Origin of the sequence: Microbacterium sp. 11MF (assembly GCF_000383475.1) — a bacterium.
Lineage (GTDB): Bacteria > Actinomycetota > Actinomycetes > Actinomycetales > Microbacteriaceae > Microbacterium > Microbacterium aquilitoris.
On sequence record NZ_KB911460.1, the window covers coordinates 702,268 to 717,325 of the forward strand.

The following is a 15,058-nucleotide window of genomic DNA, read 5'->3' on the forward strand; positions in this document are numbered from 1 at the left end:
GCCGTGCGCGGGCCGGATGCCGCGGCGTGTCGTGCCGAAACTATTGCATCCGCTGACGGCTCACCGGGCGCCCCACCTCAGCCGGCGTGGCTCCCGATGATCGCCGCGCGGATGCGGTCGATCGGGATCTTCGGCGTGCGGTCGTCGGTCACGAGGCCGTTCGTCTCCTGCAGGGTGTCGGCGAGCTGGGTGTAGCAGAAGCCCGCGAGGGCCTCGCTCGCGTGCACGGCTGCCATGAGCCCCTCGAAGCGTTCCGCGAAGTCGTCGGGCGAGGTCGCGGAGGAGTAGCCCCAGGCACCCTCGGCCGCGGCGGTGTCGAACGAGATGCCGCCGAACTCGGTGAGCATGACGGGCGCATCCGACACGTCGCCGCCGAGGATCAGGTCGCGACCCGCCGGTCCGGTCGCGTCGATGAGTCGGCGGATGCCGGCATCCGTCGCATAGCGCTCCCGCACGACCTCGGGCCGCCACTCGTAGTCGTGGATCGCGACGATGTCGGTGTCGACCTGCTCCCAGCCGTCGTTCGACACGACGGGCCGGGTCGGGTCGAGGGCCTTCGTGAGCGCCACGAGAGCGCGGGCGAAGTGCTGCATCCGCGGATCCGTCGCGATGTGCTGCACGCCCCAGCTCTCGTTGAGCGGCACCCACGTGACGATCGACGGGTGGGATGCGTCGCGGCGAACGACCTCGAGCCACTCGCGCGTCGTGCGCTCGATGGCGGTCTGCGTGAACGTGTAGGTGCCGGGCGCCTCGCCCCAGACGAGCAGACCCAGTTGGTCGGCGGCGAGGAGGAAGCGCGGATCCTCGAACTTCTGGTGCACCCGCGTCGCGTTGAAGCCCATCGACAGGATGAGCTCCGCCTCCTCTCGCAGGGCAGCCGCCGACGGCGCGGCGAGGTGCGACTCGGGCCAGTACCCCTGGTTGAGCACGGAGCGCACATAGTAGGGACGGTCGTTCAGCCAGAACCGTCCGCGGGCGACATGAGCGGTGCGGATGCCGAGGTACGAGGCGACGACGTCGTCACCGACCCGCACCTCGGCGTCGATGAGGCGCGGATGCTCGGGAGACCACAGCAGCTCCTCGTAGGCCTGGCCGTTGCGGAGCTCGGCGATGGGCAGGACGACGGTCGCCTCGTTCTCGGTGACGACGGCGCGGACCGTCGCGAGCGTACGTCCGGCGAACGAAAGGGAGATCGCGGCATCCGTCCCTGACCGAGGTCGAGCGGATAGTTCGAGGTCGACCGTGACGATCCCGGCGCGCGGGTCCGTCGTCCATCGGAGCCCGGTGACGTGGAGGGGTGGCACGCTTTCGAGCCACACCGGCTGCCAGATCCCGGTCGTCCGGTGGTACCAGATGACGTGGGGATCCTCGCGCCAGTCCTGCTTTCCGCGGGGCTGAGCGATGTCGAGCGGGTCGTCCTCGACGCGGACGACCACACGGGACCCCGAGCGTGCAGCGCGGGTCACATCGAGGACGAACGGCGTGTGACCTCCCTCGTGCGAACCGACGAGTGATCCGTCGACCCAGACGTCGCAGCGGTAGTCGACGGCTCCGAAGTGCAGGAGGAGGCGCCGGCCCGACTCGTGACCGGCGGCCCGCAGGTCGGCGTCGGTGAGGTCGCGGGAGTACCAGACGATCGGGTGCATCCCGGTGTCCCCGACGCCCGACGCGGACGACTCGGGCGGGAACGGGACGACGATGTCCCGATGGGCGACCCCGGATGCCGGCCACCCGGAGGCGACGCCCTCGTCGGCGTCGTCGTGGGCGAAGGCCCACGAGCCGCTCAGGTCTGCCCATGTCGACCGGACGAGCTGGGGCCGGGGGTAGGTGCCGTCTTGCGTGCTGGCACGCACGGCGCCGTGGTCGTCATCGATCATGGCGTCCAGCATGCCTCATGCTGTGCAGCGCTGTAAACCTGGAAGGTTCGATGGGCCCGTTCAGGGTGCAGGGATCGACGGCGCGCTCTCGCGGATGGCGATCCGATGGGGGGCGATCTCATGCCGCCCTGCGCCGTCATACCCCGCGACCCGCTCTAGGAGAAGCTCCATGGCACGGGTGAACAGTGCATCGACGTCGGGACTGACGCTCGTGAGGCTCGGGAACGTGACGGCGCTGAGGCGTGTGTCGTCCCACCCGGTGACCGCCACGTCCTCCGGCACGCGGATCCCGCGCTCGTGCAAGGCTCGAAGGGTGCCCATCGCGGCGAGGTCGTCGCGGCACACGACCGCGTCGACATCCCACCCCTCGCTCAGTGCCTGACGCACCGCGGCCGCCGTGTCGGCGGCATCTATGGACGCTGTGGCCACGAGCATCCGCGGGTCGGCCCGGACGCCTGCCCCCGTCAGGGCTTCCTGGTATCCGAGGATGCGCTGGCGGGACGTCTCGCTCAGGGACGTCGTCTCGTGGCCGACGAAGCCGATCCGTCGTCTGCCTGAATCCAGCAGGTGTGTCGTGATCTCGCGCGCTGCGGCCACGTTGTCGATCATGACGTGGTCCATCGTCAGGGGCGCGGGCATCTCGCCGAGGAGCACGATGGGGATCTGCGAACGATGCTGGGCGATCTCGGAGGGGCTCATCTTCGACGGCTGGAAGAGCATGCCGTCGACGAGGCCCGCCTCGGAGCTCGCGATGAGGGCGCGCTCGCCCTCGATCGTGTCGTCGGTCTCTTCGAGGAGCACGCGGTAGTCGAAATCCCGCGCCCGTCGCGACGCCACGTGCGCGAGTTCGGCGAAATAGGGGATCGCGACATCGGCGAAGGCGACGGCGACGAAACCCGTTCGCCCGGTGGCCAAGCGTCGGGCGACGACGTTGGGCCGGTAGCCGAGTTCGTCGATCGCCCGCTGAACTCGCTCGCGCATCGCGGCCGAGACGTGTGGGTGGTTGCGGACGACGTTGGAAACGGTCTTCATCGACACGCCCGCCCGTTCTGCGACGTCCTGTAGGCGCGGTCCTCGCATGGAGATTCCCTTCAACGGCTCGCGGGCCACAGTACAGCGCTCGCCCGGTTCGCTCCGGCAAGCGGTGGCCGAGCCCGTTGACACCAAATTTCTAGCGCTGTAAGTTCGACGACACTCACACAGCGCGCCCGAGCTTCCGGGCGGGGAGTACTCAAAGGAGAGCAATCACATGACTACGCGACTTTCGCGGGGCCTCGGTCTCGGCGTCGCCACGGCGCTCGCCGTCACACTCAGCGCCTGCGGGGCATCGAACTCCAGCGAGGGCGGGGTGTCGGGCGAGGACTACGACGGTCCCGCCGTCGAAGTCACCTTCTGGCACGGCTGGACGGGCGGCGCCGCGCCGACCATCGTCCCCAAGCTGATCGACAAGTTCAACGCCGAGCACGACAACATCAAGGTCAAGAACGTTCCCCAGGAATGGGCGGACATCAACTCCAAGATGCCGCTCGCGGTGAAGGCGGGCAAGGGGCCCGATGTCGCCGTCCTCCACGGCGACGACCTGGCGACGTACGCCGCGCAGAACCTGCTGCAGCCCGCCGACGAGATCATCGAGGGGCTCGGTTACAGCGAGGGCGACTTCCCGCCCGACGTGTTCGGGATGGGGGACTTCCGCGACGCGCAGTACGCCGTGCCGTGGAGCGTGACGCCGCTCGGGATGTTCGCGAACAAGGACGTCATGAAGAAGGCCGACCTCACCGAGGTGCCGACGGACCGTCAGGGCTACCTCGACGCGCTCGAGAAGCTGAAGGCGGCCGGCGTCCAGGGCGAGTGGGTCGACGGCTACGTCTTCACGGGGACGTTCGAGTTCCAGAGCCTGCTCTGGCAGTTCGGCGGCGATCTGTACAACGACGACGTGACCGAGGCGACCTTCAACTCGGATGCCGGGGTCAAGGCGCTCACCTGGATGACCGACCTCGTCGACAAGGGCTACAGCCCGAAGAACGTCGCGCAGGACGGCAACATCAAGGCGCTCCTCGCCGGCGACACCGCCTTCAACTGGAACGGCGTGTGGCAGACCACCAACACCGCCTTCGGCGACCTCGATTGGGCAGCCGCCCCGGTGCCGCAGATCGGCGACGAGAAGGCCGTCTGGTCGAGCTCGACGCACTGGGTTTTCCCCGCGAACAAGGGACAGAGCGCTGACGAGACCTCGGCCGCCGCGACCTTCGTGAAGTGGATGAACGACAACTCGGCCGGCTGGGCGGAGACGGGCGAGCTCCCCGCGGCCAACATGGTCCGCGAGGACCCGGCCATCCTCGAGAAGTACCCCAACCTCGAGCCGTTCATGGAACAGCTCGATTACGCCCACTATGAGACCGTGTCGCCCGGCATCAACGAGGCCAACGCGCTCATCACCACCGCGATCAATGAGGCGCTGACCGGCAAGAAGACGCCGCAGGCTGCGCTCGACGATGCGAAGGCGAAGGCGGACGCGATCATCGAACAGAACCAGCAGAAGTATGGCGAGTGACCTCGCCGCCACGACGGCCGTCCCGGCCGACCGTATCGTCGGTCGGCCGGGCGGTCGTGGCCGTCGTCCGGCCGCACGCCGTCGGCGCACCCTCATCGCTTACCTGTTCCTCGCACCGTTCCTGGCGTTGTTCGTCACGTTCGTCATCGTGCCGGCCGTGTTCGGCGTGTGGATCAGCCTCACCAACTGGTCCCCGTTCCGCGACAGTCAGGACTTCATCGGCCTGAAGAACTACCTCGACCTCTTCACCGCGGGCTCGACCACGTCGGCGGACTTCTGGAACTCGATGCGGGCGACGGGGCTGTTCGTCGTCCTGAGCGTCCCGTTCCTCGTGGTCGTGCCGCTGTTCATCGCCGTCCTCCTGAACCGCAAGCTGCGGGGAGCCACCTTCTTCCGAACCGTTTTCTTCGCGCCGTACGTGCTCGGTGTCGCGATCGTCGGCGTGATCTGGAGCTACGTCTTCGACACGCAGTCCGGCATCCTGAACCACCTGCTTGGGCTGTTCGGCCTGCCGAGCGACACTCCGTGGGTGGTCGACACGCCCTGGGTGTGGGTCTCGCTGGTCGGTGTCACCGTCTGGTGGACCGCGGGGCTCAACACCGTCATCTTCCTGGCCGGTCTCAAGGGCATCAACACCGACCTCTATGAGGCCGCGGCGCTTGACGGCGCGGGAGCCGCCCGCACGTTCTTCAGTGTGACGCTGCCCGGACTGCGCCCAGTCATGATCTTCATCACGACGACGACGATCCTCGCCTCGGCGAACATGTTCGGACAGTCGTTCCTGTTGACGAACGGTGGTCCCGGCAACGAGACCCGCACCGCGATCATGTACATCGCCGACCAGGGCCTGTCCCAGAACAACATGGCGCCGGCCTCGGCGATGAGCTACGTGCTCTTCGCCTTCCTGGCGATCATCAGCGTCGTCAACTTCCGCCTGCAGCGCGAGCGCAGCGAGAAAGCCGCCTCATGACCGACACCGCCGTCCGTCCCGCCACGACGAAGCCGTCGCGCCCCGTGCGCCGCCGATCCCCCCGTCGAGCGGGGGACCTCACCGCATACGCCGTTCTCGGCGCCCTGGCGCTCGTCGTGATCTTCCCGCTCATCTGGATGCTGCTCACCTCGGTGAAGACCGACGCGGATGCCGTCCGCAACCCGTACGCCCTTCCTTCCCCGCCCTCGCTCGAGGCCTACCAGACGCTCCTGCTCAGCGGTCAGCAGCCGATCTTCCTCTGGCTTTGGAACAGCTTCGCCGCGGCGACGCTGCAGACCGTACTCATCCTGGTCACCGCGTCGATGGCCGCCTACGCCCTGGCCCGGCTCGATTTCGCAGGCCGGAACATCGTCTTCGGTCTCATCATCGCGACCTTGCTCGTGCCGCCGGTCGTCTTCCTGATCCCGAACTACCTGCTGGTCGAAAACTTCGGGTGGCTCGATTCGATCCTCGCGATCACGGTGCCGGGGGCGGCGAGCGCTTTCGGGGTCTTCTTCCTCCGCCAGTTCTTCCTCGGCATCCCTCCCGAGATCGAGGAGGCGGCCCGCATCGACGGTGCGGGGGACTTCCGAATCTTCTTCCAGGTCGCGCTCCCTCTCGCGCGGCCGGCTCTCGCGACCCTGGCCGTTCTCTCCTTCCTCGGCAACTGGAACGATTTCCTGTGGCCCGTGTACGTCCTGCTCTCGCCCGAGAACATGACGCTCCAGCCCGGACTCGCCATGCTTCAGGGCGCGTTCCGAACCCACTTCGGCATCGTCATGGCCGGCGCCGCGATCGCCTCGATTCCGGTCCTCATCCTCTTTGCTTTCGCACAGCGGCAGATCGTCGATTCGGTGGCCGGAGCGGCGGTGAAGGGATGAGACGCGCCCTAGAGCTGGCAGCGTTCACAATCGTGGGGGTGCTGGCGATGAGCGGTTGCGGCGCCGCGTCGCAGTCCGCGCCGGCGCCCTCCGCGGACTCGGCATCCGGAACGGGTTTCGTGCTCGACGAGGATTTCCCCGATCCCGACGTGGTGTCGACCGATTCCGGGTACGCCGCGTTCGCCACCGGGAGCCACGGATTGAACATCCGCGTCGCAACGTCGGCCGACCTCGAGAGCTGGACGGTCGAACGGCGCGATGCGCTGCCGACGCTGCCGGCGTGGGCGTCGCCCGGGCGGACCTGGGCGCCCGAGGTGACGGCTCTCGGTGAGGAATACGTCATGTACGTCACCGCAGAGCACGCTGCGTCGGGTCGGCAGTGCATCGGCGTCGCCGTCGCGCCGTCGCTCGACGAGCCCTTCGTCCCGGCATCCGACGAGCCGCTCGTGTGTCCCGTTGAGGAGGGCGGCGCGATCGACGCCGCCACCTTCGACGACCCGGACGGCACCCGCTACCTGTTGTGGAAAACGGACGGAAACTGCTGCGCCCTCGACACACGGCTCATGATGGCCCCGTTGGCGGCCGACGGGCTGTCGCTGGCCGCCGCACCCGTCGCCCTCCTCGCGCAGGACCAGCCGTGGGAGGGGGCTCTCGTCGAAGCACCCACACTGGTCGCCCGCGACGGGGGCTACGCCCTTCTCTACTCGGCGAATGACTACGGCGGCGACTCGTACGCCGTCGGTGCGGCCTGGTCGGACGAGCTCGAGGGCCCGTATCGGAAGCAGCCCGAGCCGATCCTGACGACCTCCGGCAGCGACGGAGCCTTCCGTGGTCCTGGAGGCCAGGACGTCGTGTCGACCGCCGACGGCGATGTGCTCGTCTTCCACGGCTGGGACGAGCAGTACATCTATCGCGGCCTGCACGTCGCGCCCATCCGCATCGCGTCCGGCGGGGTGGCCGTCGACCTCGGCTGACGGTCACCCCGACGGCGGGTCACTCCACGAGGAATCGCGCGTAGGCGCCGAGGGTGAGGAACGCCGGGAAGTCCACGTCGAGCGCGACCTCGCGGAACACCTGTGCGGCGTCGTCGAACCGGTCGCCGTCGTGGCGGATCGCCTCGTCGAGCACCTGCGCGACGAGGCCCTCGACGTAGTCGCGCGTGATGCGCGTGCCGTCCTCGGTGGACAGGTCCTGGTGGATCCAGTGCCAGATCTGCGAACGGCTGATCTCGGCGGTCGCCGCATCCTCCATCAGTCCGTCGATCGCGACCGCCCCGAGGCCCCGCAGCCACGCCTCGATGTACCGGATCGCGACCGATACGTTGCCGTGGACACCGGCTGCGGTGATCGGCAACCCGATGTGGCAGTCGATGAGCTGTGCGGGCGACACGTGGACCTCGTCCCGTCGGCGATCGACCTGATTCGGGCGGTCGCCGAGGACGGCGTCGAACTCGGTCTGCGCCACCGGGATGAGGTCGGGGTGCGCCACCCAGGTGCCGTCGAACCCGTCGCCCGCCTCGCGCTTCTTGTCGGCGGCGACCTTCTCGAACGCGGTGCGGGTCGCCTCGGGGTCGCGCCGATTCGGGATGAAGGCACTCATGCCGCCGATCGCGAAGGCGCCCCGCTTGTGGCAGGTCTGGACGAGCAGTTCGGTGTAAGCCCGCATGAACGGCACGGTCATGGTCACCTGGCTGCGGTCCGGCAGGACGAAGCGCGCACCGCGGCCGCGGTAGTTCTTGATCATCGAGAAGATGTAGTCCCAGCGGCCGGCGTTCAGTCCCGCCGCGTGGTCGCGGAGCTCGAAGAGGATCTCCTCCATCTCGAACGCGGCGGGCAGCGTCTCGATCAGCACCGTCGCCCGGATCGTGCCGTGGGCGATCCCGAGGAACCGCTCGCTGAAGGTGAAGACGTCGTCCCACAGCTTCGCCTCCTCGGCCGACTCGATCTTCGGCAGATAGAAGTAGGGGCCGCGGCCGTCGGCGATCAGGCGTTCGGCGTTGTGGAAGACGTAGAGGCCGAAGTCGACGAGTGAACCGGATGCCGCGAGCGTCCGGCCCGAGCGGTCGGTGACGTCGATGTGCTTCTCGGGCAGGTGCCACCCGCGCGGACGCATGACGATCGTCGGCGTCCGTTCCGCGATGACCTCGTAGATCTTCCCTTCGGGGCTCGTGAAGCTCAGCTCGCCGCGGATCGCGTCGCGGAGCGTCAGCTGCCCCTCGATCACGTTCTTCCAGGTGGGGCTCGTGGCGTCCTCCTGGTCGGCGAGCCACACGCGGGCACCCGAGTTCAGCGCGTTGATCGTCATCTTCGGGTCGGTGGGGCCGGTGATCTCGACGCGGCGGTCCTCGAGGCCGGGGCCGGCTCCGGCGACCTGCCAGTCCGGGTCGTCCCGGATGTGCGCGGTGTCGGAGCGGAAGGTCGGATCCTGACCGTTGCCGATCTCGAAACGGCGCCGCATCCGGTCGGCGAGACGGTCGTGGCGGCGTCCGCCGAACCGCTCGTGAAGCTGCGCGACGAAGTCGAGGGCGCCGGGCGTGAGGATCTCCTCGTACCGCTCGCGCAGCGGTCCGCGTACGGTCAGGGCGGTCGTCGTGGGGGGAGGGGTGTCGATGAGGGTCATGTCGTACTCCTGGAGAAAGGGGATGCCGGGGCATCCGGTCGTGTCAGTGGAATTGCGCCGTCTCGGTCGATCCGACCAGGGCGAGGGTGGCGCTGTCGGGGTTGAGCGCCGTGGAGACGAGGTCGAAGTAGCCGGTTCCGGCTTCCCGCTGGTGCTTGGTGGCGGCGTAGCCGTGCTTCTCGGCGGCGAACTCCGCCTCCTGCAGGGCCACGTACGCGGTCATGCCGCTCTCCGCATAGCCCTTCGCGAGGTCGAACATCGAGTGGTTGAGAGCATGGAAGCCCGCGAGGGTGATGAACTGGAACGCGTAGCCCAGCTCGCCGAGGTCGCGCTGGAAGGTCGCGATCTGCTCGTCGTCGAGATGGCGTTTCCAGTTGAAGCTCGGCGAGCAGTTGTAGGCCAGCAGCTTGCCCGGGAAGCGCTCGTGGATCGCCGCCGCGAAGGCGCGGGCGAGCTCGATGTCGGGCTCGCCAGTCTCGACCCAGAGCAGGTCGGCGTACGGGGCGAAGGCGAGGCCGCGGCTGATGACGGCGTCGAGTCCGGGGCGCACCCGGTAGAAGCCCTCGGCCGTGCGCTCGCCCGTCGTGAATCCCTGATCGCGCGGGTCGACGTCGCTCGTGAGCAGGTCGGCGGCGAGCGCGTCGGTGCGGGCGATGATGATCGTCGGCACCCCCGCGACGTCCGCGGCGAGCCGGGCCGCGTTCAGCGTGCGGATGTGCTGCTGCGTCGGAACGAGCACCTTGCCACCGAGGTGGCCGCACTTCTTCTCGCTGGCGAGTTGGTCCTCCCAATGGATGCCGGCGGCCCCCGCCTGGATCATCGACAGCGCCAGCTCGTACGCGTTGAGGGGGCCGCCGAATCCGGCCTCGGCGTCGGCGACGATCGGAGCGAGCCAGTCGCGGGTCGCGCCGCCCTCGGCGTGCTCGATCTGGTCCTGCCGCGTCAGGGCATTGTTGATGCGGCGGACCACGGACGGCACCGAGTTGGCGGGGTACAGGCTCTGGTCGGGGTACGTCTGGCCCGCGAGGTTGCCGTCGGCGGCGACCTGCCACCCCGAGAGGTAGATCGCCTTCAGTCCGGCGCGCACCTGCTGGACGGCCTGGCCGCCGGTGTACGCGCCGAGCGCGTTCACGTAGTCCTCGGTGTGCAGCAGGTTCCACAGGTTCTCCGCGCCGCGACGGGCGAGGGTCGCCTCTTCGCGGACCGACCCGCGCAGCCGGATGACGTCCTCGGCGCTGTAGGTGCGTTCGACGCCGTCCCAGCGCGGGTCGGCGTCCCACTCGGCCTGCAGGTCGGCGGCGCTCTGCGTCTGATCTCCGGCGCGCATCGGATGGGCCAGCGGGGTGGTGGGGAAGGTCATGGCGTCCTCCTGAGGGGTCGGGAGCGGGTCGTGACACCACTGTGCGAGAAGAAGGCCGTACTGCGAGACGATTCAGGAGGGGAAGATTGCGCGATCTTCTGCTGCCGTGACACACTCCCCGTCATGACGATCGATGAAGATCGGGCGGATGCGGCATCCGCTGATCACGGACCGGACGCGCTGAGCATCGGGCGGCGCGTGCGACAGGTGCGCACGGCGCGCGGGATGACCCTCGACGAGCTGGCGGCCTCCGTCTCGCGAGCGCCGAGCCAGCTGTCGATGATCGAGACCGGCAAGCGCGAGCCGAAGCTCTCACTGCTCCAGGCGATCGCCCGGGCCCTCGGCACGACGATCGACGCGCTCCTGACGGCAGAGCCGCTCGACGAGCGCGCGACCCTCGAGATCTCCCTCGAGCGCGCGATGAAGGGACCGACGTTCCAGGCTCTCGGCATCACGCCCTTCCGTATCGGGAAGTCCGTCCCCGACGGCGTCCTCGAGACGCTGCTGACACTCCACGGCGAGATCGAGCGGCTGAACGACGAGCGCTCCGCGACACCCGAAGAGGCACGTCGGGCGAACGTGGAGCTGCGGCACCTCATGCGCAGGCAGGACAACTACTTCGCCGAACTCGAGGAGCAGGCCGAAGCCATCCTCGCGGCCGTCGACCACCCCGGCGGGCCGCTCACGCAGCGGACCGCGTCCGAGATCGCGGCGCACCTCGGGTACTCGCTGCACTACGTGTCGGACCTGCCGGCATCCACCCGCTCCGTCGCCGACAACCGCACCGGGCGGCTGTACCTCTCGAGCACGATCCCAGGCCGCGGCGACTCGCGGACGCCGGTGCTGCAGGCGCTCGCCGGTCGCATCCTCGGGCAGGCGGAGCCGACCTCGTACGCCGAGTTCCTCCGCCAGCGCGTCGAGACCAATTACCTCGTCGGCGCGCTCATGGTGCCCGAGTCGCACGCGACGGCGTTCCTGCAGGACGCGAAGACGCGCCGCGCGATCTCGATCGAAGACCTGCGCGACGCGTACTCGGTCTCGTACGAGACCGCCGCGCACCGGTTCACCAACCTCGCGACCCGGCATCTCGGCATCCCGGTCCACTTCCTGAAGGTGCACGAATCGGGCACGATCACGAAGGCGTACGAGAACGACGACGTGAACTTCCCCGCCGACCGGTTCGGCTCGATCGAGGGGCAGCTGTGCTGCCGGCGGTGGACGAGCCGGGTCGTCTTCGACATCCCCGACAAGTTCAACCCGTACTACCAGTACACCGACACCGGCAACGGGACGTACTGGTGCACGGCCCGTGTGGAGTCCTCGAGCGACGGCGCTCATTCGGTCAGCGTCGGCGTCCGCTTCGACGACACGAAGTGGTTCATCGGGCGCGAGACGCCGAACCGCGGGGTGTCGCGCCACGGCGTCGAGGTCTGCTGCCGGCGTCCCCCGGTCGAGCTCGAGCGCACGTGGCGCGACCAGGCGTGGCCGAACGTCCGGACGCCCCGCACCCTGCTCGCGACCCTCCCGACCGGAGCCTTCCCCGGGGTCGACACGACCGACCTGTACGAGTTCCTCGAGGCGCACGCGCCGGAGTGAGGTTCGGGTCGCACGGCGGCGATCTGCGCGACGCGCCGCGGTGCGGCATCCGTTCCCCGGCGTGTCGGAGCGCCGCGGGGGTGGAGGACTCCCCGGTGGCACGAACGGCGGAGATCCGGCGGGACACGCCGCGGAACGACCCCGCGAACCCCGCGTGCCGCGAAGATCTCCGTCGTTCAGCCCCGCGCCGCGCCACACGACACGCTCGCCCCGCCCTCACCGCCCGAGGTGCAAGGCCGCCCACAGCTCGGCGCGGGCGGCGAACGACGACAGGTCGACGCCGAGGATGCGCTCGGCGGCGGCGAGGCGCGTGCGGACGGTGTGCCGATGGACCCCGAGCGCGGTCGCGGCGGCGTCGTTCGAGCCGTCGGCGACGACCCAGGCCCGCAGGGTCTCCTCCAGCCGGGCGCCGTGCGAGCGATCGTGTTCGCGGAGCGGGTCGAGGTACGCCGCGGCGACCGTCGACGCCTGCCCTGCCGACAGGGCCGAGAGGATGCCGCGGGCCTGCACCTCTTCGAACCTCACGATCCCCGGGCCCGAGGCGCGGCCCCGTGCCGCGCGGGCCTGGTCGAGGGCGCGCGCGAATTCGGCGTAGGGTGCCGGCTCCGACAGGCCGAGGCGCACGTCGAACCGTTCCGGGAACTCCTCGAGTACTGGCGCAGCGGATGCCGGGACCACGATCACGACGTCGTCGTCGACGCTGCCGAAGAACAGACCGCCGTGGCGCTCCTCGGCGCGCAGCTCGAGCAGGTCGAGGAGGGCGTCCGTGCGCCGACCGGCGGCATCCGTCACCGCGACCACGACCGGCGCGGGCGGAAGGGCGCCCCACACGTCGCGGGAGATCTGCCGGGCGAGGCCCGGGTCGCCGGTGAGCATCGAGCGCACCATCCCGGACCGTAGCGCCTTGCGGGCGCGCGACAGTCGTTGGTGCTGTTCGAGGGCGAGGCCCGCCATCGCGATGACGGCCGTGACGACGTCTCGGCCGGCGCGGTCGAGCTCGCCCGCCGCGATCGCGAGGACGCCGCGCAGCTCTCCGCCGCGCCCCAGGGTCTGCAGCGTGAACGCGTCGGAGTCGGAGCGCAACGACGAACCGGCGCGCGCTCCGCGTCGCAGCACCGCCCCGACTTCGGCTCGGAGTGCTCCCGCCGCTCCCTCCGAGAGGGCGCCGGCGGGGTGTTCGCGGACGAGCTCGCCAGCCGCGTCGTACATCCCCACCCACGTGTCGAGCTGACGGGCGAGCTCGGCGATCGTCGCGTCGAGTCCGTCGGGCCGGAGCGCCGCGAGGGCGATCGCGCGTTGCGCCGACAGCGCCCAGCTGCGCCGCGCGTACGCCTGGGCGGCGACGGCTTCGGCGTTGGCGCGCGCGACGGCGATGAACGGCGTGCTGTAGGGCACCTCGAACAGCGGCAGGTTCGCACGGCGGCAGGCGACGGCGAGTCCCGGCGGGATGCCGTCGCGCACCACTTCGGTCCCGAACCCGAGTGCGGCGACACCGCGGTCGACGAGTCTCCCCACGTAAGCGTCGAAGGGGTAGCGGATGCCGGTGGGGAACTGCGTCCCGGTCGTCAGGAGCACGAGATCCTCGGCGAGGAACGGGGTCGGATCGTCGAGGTCGGAGCTGTGCACCCACCGCGTCGCCCGGTCGAGGGCGCCCGGCGGCAGATCGGCCTCGGCGCCCGCGAGCCGTAGTCTCAGCTCCCCCCGACCGATGAGGGCGCGCAGGGTGGGATCGGCATCCCGTGCCACCATATCGGCCTCTCCGGTGTACGACGCGTACAGTCCTGCGCCGAGAATAGACGCAATGGCGAGTGACCGCACGCGCGCACACCTCTACGCTCGCCGCATGAGTACCTCGATCGCTCCCGTCAGCACGCCCCTCGGTGGACCGTCCCTTCCGCAGGAACGCCGCCTCGAGACCGCGATCCCCGGCCCCCGTTCGCAGGAGCTCCTCGCACGCAAGGCCGAGGCCGTCGCTGCGGGCGTCGGTCACACCGTCCCGATCGCGGCCGTCGCCGCCGGCGGAGGCGTCGTCCTCGACGCCGACGGCAACTCGCTCATCGACCTCGGCTCCGGTATCGCCGTCACGACGGTGGGCAACGCCCACCCCAAGGTCGTCGAGGCGATCGCCGCGCAGGCCGCGCAGCTCACTCACACCTGCTTCATGATCTCGCCGTACGAGTCGTACGTCGAGGTCGCCGAGACCCTCAACCGGCTTACTCCCGGAGACCACGCCAAGAAGAGCGCGCTGTTCAACTCCGGCGCCGAGGCGGTCGAGAACGCGGTGAAGATCGCCCGCAAGTTCACCGGCAAGCAGGCCGTCGTCGCGTTCGACCACGCGTACCACGGCCGCACGAACCTCACGATGGCGCTGACCGCGAAGTCGATGCCCTACAAGAGCGGCTTCGGTCCGTTCGCCTCCGAGATCTACCGCGTGCCCGGTTCGTACCCGCTGCGCGACGGACTGTCCGGGGCGGATGCCGCGGCCCGCGCGATCTCGATGATCGAGAAGCAGGTCGGTGCCGACAACCTGGCCGCCGTCATCATCGAACCCATCCAGGGCGAGGGCGGCTTCGTCGTCCCCGCCGACGGCTTCCTTTCGGCCGTCGTCGACTGGTGCCGCGAGAACGGCGTCGTCTTCATCGCCGACGAGGTGCAGTCCGGGTTCGCCCGCACCGGCGCCATGTTCGCGAGCGAACACTTCGGCATCGCGCCGGACCTGATCACCACGGCCAAGGGCATCGCTGGGGGAATGCCCTTGGCCGCGGTCACCGGACGCGCCGACATCATGGATGCCACGCACACCGGTGGCCTCGGCGGCACCTACGGCGGCAACCCCGTCGCCTGCGCCGCCGCTCTCGCTGCGATGGACGCGTTCGAGAACGACGGCCTCATCGAGCGGGCGCAGGAGATCGAGAAGGTCCTGACGACGCGGCTCCGCGAGCTTGCGGCATCCGATCCCCGCATCGGCGAGGTGCGCGGACTGGGCGCCATGATCGCCGCCGAATTCGTCGATCCGACCACGGGGGCCCCCGACGCCGCGCTCACCGGGGCGATCGCGAAGGCATGCATCGCGGCGGGCGTCATCGTCCTGACCTGCGGCACCTACGGCAACGTCATCCGGTTCCTGCCGCCGCTGTCCATCTCGGACGAGCTCCTGGCGGAGGGCCTCGACGTCCTCGCAGAGGCGCTGGGGAAGGCCTGAGT

Annotated in this window: 11 protein-coding genes; 6 read left to right on the forward strand and 5 right to left on the reverse strand. The window is 69.6% G+C overall.

The window, feature by feature from the left end; all coding sequences use genetic code 11:
• Nucleotides 1-77: 77 nt before the first annotated feature.
• Nucleotides 78-1,889 carry a glycoside hydrolase family 2 protein gene (locus H286_RS0110405; protein WP_020098111.1) on the reverse strand — a complete coding sequence of 604 codons (1,812 nt, stop codon included), beginning with the start codon at nt 1,887-1,889 and terminating at the stop codon, nt 78-80.
• A gap of 48 nt (nt 1,890-1,937) precedes the next feature.
• Complete coding sequence (locus H286_RS0110410) at nt 1,938-2,909, reverse strand: LacI family DNA-binding transcriptional regulator (RefSeq protein WP_020098112.1); 972 nt, start codon at nt 2,907-2,909, stop codon at nt 1,938-1,940.
• A 217-nt stretch (nt 2,910-3,126) separates the two neighbouring features.
• On the opposite strand from H286_RS0110410, the gene H286_RS0110415 reads away from it, so the two are divergent.
• The 4 genes from H286_RS0110415 to H286_RS0110430 are packed head-to-tail and all read left to right on the forward strand — an operon-like array spanning nt 3,127 to nt 7,253.
• The gene (locus tag H286_RS0110415) at nt 3,127-4,428 is read left to right on the forward strand and encodes an ABC transporter substrate-binding protein (RefSeq protein WP_020098113.1); all 1,302 of its coding nucleotides are present in this window, start codon (nt 3,127-3,129) and stop codon (nt 4,426-4,428) included.
• Entirely contained in the window at nt 4,418-5,398 is a 981-nt protein-coding gene (locus H286_RS0110420) for a carbohydrate ABC transporter permease (protein ID WP_018186941.1), read from the forward strand. The genes H286_RS0110415 and H286_RS0110420 overlap by 11 nt, the downstream gene beginning before the upstream one ends.
• Complete coding sequence (locus tag H286_RS0110425) at nt 5,395-6,279, forward strand: carbohydrate ABC transporter permease (protein ID WP_018186942.1); 885 nt, start codon at nt 5,395-5,397, stop codon at nt 6,277-6,279. The genes H286_RS0110420 and H286_RS0110425 overlap by 4 nt, the downstream gene beginning before the upstream one ends.
• Nucleotides 6,280-6,326: 47 nt before the next feature.
• Nucleotides 6,327-7,253: a glycoside hydrolase family 43 protein gene (locus H286_RS0110430; protein ID WP_231370957.1), complete on the forward strand. Its 927-nt coding sequence runs from the start codon at nt 6,327-6,329 to the stop codon at nt 7,251-7,253.
• A gap of 19 nt (nt 7,254-7,272) precedes the next feature.
• On the opposite strand, the gene aceB is transcribed toward H286_RS0110430, so the two are convergent.
• Nucleotides 7,273-8,898 (reverse strand): malate synthase A, encoded by a 1,626-nt coding sequence (gene aceB / locus H286_RS0110435; protein WP_020098115.1) that lies wholly within the window; start codon nt 8,896-8,898, stop codon nt 7,273-7,275.
• Nucleotides 8,899-8,941: 43 nt separating this feature from the next.
• Entirely contained in the window at nt 8,942-10,258 is a 1,317-nt protein-coding gene (gene aceA, locus H286_RS0110440) for an isocitrate lyase (RefSeq protein WP_020098116.1), read from the reverse strand.
• A 123-nt stretch (nt 10,259-10,381) separates the two neighbouring features.
• Here aceA and H286_RS0110445 point away from each other — a divergent pair, with 123 nt between their 5' ends.
• A complete protein-coding gene (locus tag H286_RS0110445; RefSeq protein ID WP_020098117.1) occupies nt 10,382-11,854 on the forward strand; it encodes a helix-turn-helix transcriptional regulator in 1,473 nt (490 codons plus the stop codon).
• 216 nt (nt 11,855-12,070) lie between these two features.
• Here the strand turns inward: H286_RS0110445 and H286_RS0110450 are convergent, their stop codons facing one another.
• On the reverse strand, nt 12,071-13,603 hold the full coding sequence (locus H286_RS0110450) for a PucR family transcriptional regulator (RefSeq protein ID WP_020098118.1): 1,533 nt from the start codon (nt 13,601-13,603) through the stop codon (nt 12,071-12,073).
• Nucleotides 13,604-13,697: 94 nt separating this feature from the next.
• Between H286_RS0110450 and gabT the strand changes: the two genes are divergently transcribed.
• Nucleotides 13,698-15,056 carry a 4-aminobutyrate--2-oxoglutarate transaminase gene (gabT, locus tag H286_RS0110455; protein ID WP_028497486.1) on the forward strand — a complete coding sequence of 453 codons (1,359 nt, stop codon included), beginning with the start codon at nt 13,698-13,700 and terminating at the stop codon, nt 15,054-15,056.
• Nucleotides 15,057-15,058 lie beyond the last annotated feature (2 nt).